We start from the raw sequence: 1,722 nt of genomic DNA, 5'->3' as shown, positions 1-1,722 counted from the left end.
CTTTTCTTCGAATCGTCATCCCGCTCTAGCTCTTTGTTTGAGCATGATCTTTTTCGGAAAACCGGTCTCCACTTTTCCGGATCATGCCCTAGTCCGCCGCGATGGCGGCGATGAAAAGCGCGCAGGCCGCCGTGGAGGCCACCGTCCGCACGTGATTCCAGAATGTCCATTCCTTGAGATACCGCGCCCATATCGAAGCTGCCTCAGTGCTAGCCGGATCGGCCGCGGCCAGCGCATTGTTGAGCGGCACGTTGAAGATCATCGTCACGACGAACATGCCGACGACGTAGAGCACCCCGCCGGCGAGCATCGCCGCCGCGCCGGGCTCGCCCAGGCGGAAGACCGCAAGGGCGGCGAGGATCGCGCTCACCAGCGTCGTGCCGAGGAAGAGCGGCATGAACGGCGAGCGGACGATGTCGACATTGATCGCATTCATGGCCGCAATGCCGGATGCCCGCTCGATGCGGCCGAGTGCCCTCATCACGAAGGTCGAGAACGCAAAATAGAGCCCGGCAAGCAGGCCACAGCCGATCGCCGCGAACCAGAGCAGGATCGGCACTACAATCTCGCCCACGGGCGACCTCGCTTCCGCTGGGTTGTGATTCGGCCCCCACCAAGCGCCCGTCGGCTCCGGCCTGGCCGCTTTTCCCACACTGGCACAGGTGCCGGGACGGAGCCACCTTACCGGCATTTCCAACGCGATTCGTATTGCAGGATTGCGCTTAGGCAAATTTTAAGCCGACACGCGTAGGTTGGCAGAGTGAGTTCAGTGGTCGAGAGTTTGTGAGTACGCCATGACAGAACCCCATCGCCCGAGGGTGAAATACGTCATCGGGCCTGACGGCAGTCCGCTAACCATTGCCGACTTGCCCGCGCCCGGTACAAAACGGTGGGTCATTCGCCGGAAGGCTGAAGTTGTTGCCGCAGTGCGCGGCGGTCTGCTCTCCCTGGAGGAAGCTTGCAGCCGCTACACGCTGACGGTCGACGAATTCCTTTCCTGGCAATTTTCCATCGATCAGCACGGCTTGGCCGGGCTGCGCACCACCCGGATCCAGCAATATCGACAGTAAGCCCTCGAAACCAATCGAATTTGATGAAAACCGGCCTCGCTTTGCGAAGCCGGTTTTTTTCATGTCCTACTTTCTGCCGCGGTTCTTAACCGTCGTTAACCGGATGGAAACCATACCCTAGGCAATAATTGCCCAGTCGGACCCTCCGAGGGCCGAATCCCCTGGGGGCGGTTGGTGCAAAGTCTGGTTGCTTTCCTGAAGGGCCTGGGCGCGGCCCGGTTGGCGGCGATGGTGGCGGTCACCGCCGCGCTCATCGGCTTCTTCGCCTTCGTCATCTTGCGCGTCACCACGCCGCAACTGACGACCCTGTTCACCGATTTGAGCGTCGAGGACTCCTCCGCGATCGTCAAGGAGCTCGAGCGGCAGGCGATCCCGTTCGAGCTTCGCAATGAAGGCACCGTCATCATGGTGCCAAAGGACAAGGTCACGCGCCTGCGCATGAAGCTCGCCGAGGGCGGCATGCCCAAGGGCGGCGGCGTCGGCTACGAGATATTCGACAAGTCGGACGCGCTCGGCACCACGAGCTTCGTTCAGAACATCAACCATCTGCGCGCCCTGGAAGGCGAGCTCGCCCGCACCATCCGCGCCATCGACCGCATCCAGGCCGCCCGCGTGCACCTGGTGCTGCCGGAGCGGCCGCTGTTCTCGCGCG

Annotated in this window: 3 protein-coding genes; 2 read left to right on the top strand and 1 reads right to left on the bottom strand. The window is 62.2% G+C overall.

The window, feature by feature from the left end; genetic code table 11:
• Window positions 1-88: 88 nt before the first annotated feature.
• A complete protein-coding gene (locus CWO89_RS43900; RefSeq protein WP_207234708.1) occupies window positions 89-574 on the bottom strand; it encodes an anthrone oxygenase family protein in 486 nt (161 codons plus the stop codon).
• A gap of 220 nt (window positions 575-794) precedes the next feature.
• On the opposite strand from CWO89_RS43900, the gene sciP reads away from it, so the two are divergent.
• Together sciP and fliF are read left to right on the top strand one after the other, a co-directional pair.
• Window positions 795-1,070, top strand: coding sequence for a CtrA inhibitor SciP (sciP, locus tag CWO89_RS43895; protein ID WP_002714638.1), 276 nt, complete (start codon window positions 795-797; stop codon window positions 1,068-1,070).
• A gap of 174 nt (window positions 1,071-1,244) precedes the next feature.
• Window positions 1,245-1,722 (top strand): flagellar basal-body MS-ring/collar protein FliF (gene fliF / locus CWO89_RS43890; RefSeq protein ID WP_130584344.1); only part of this gene is annotated, 478 nt, incomplete at its 3' end.

It is taken from the genome of Bradyrhizobium sp. Leo170, assembly GCF_004296405.1.
Lineage (GTDB): Bacteria > Pseudomonadota > Alphaproteobacteria > Rhizobiales > Xanthobacteraceae > Bradyrhizobium.
This window is presented reverse-complemented; position numbering and strand designations above follow the sequence as displayed.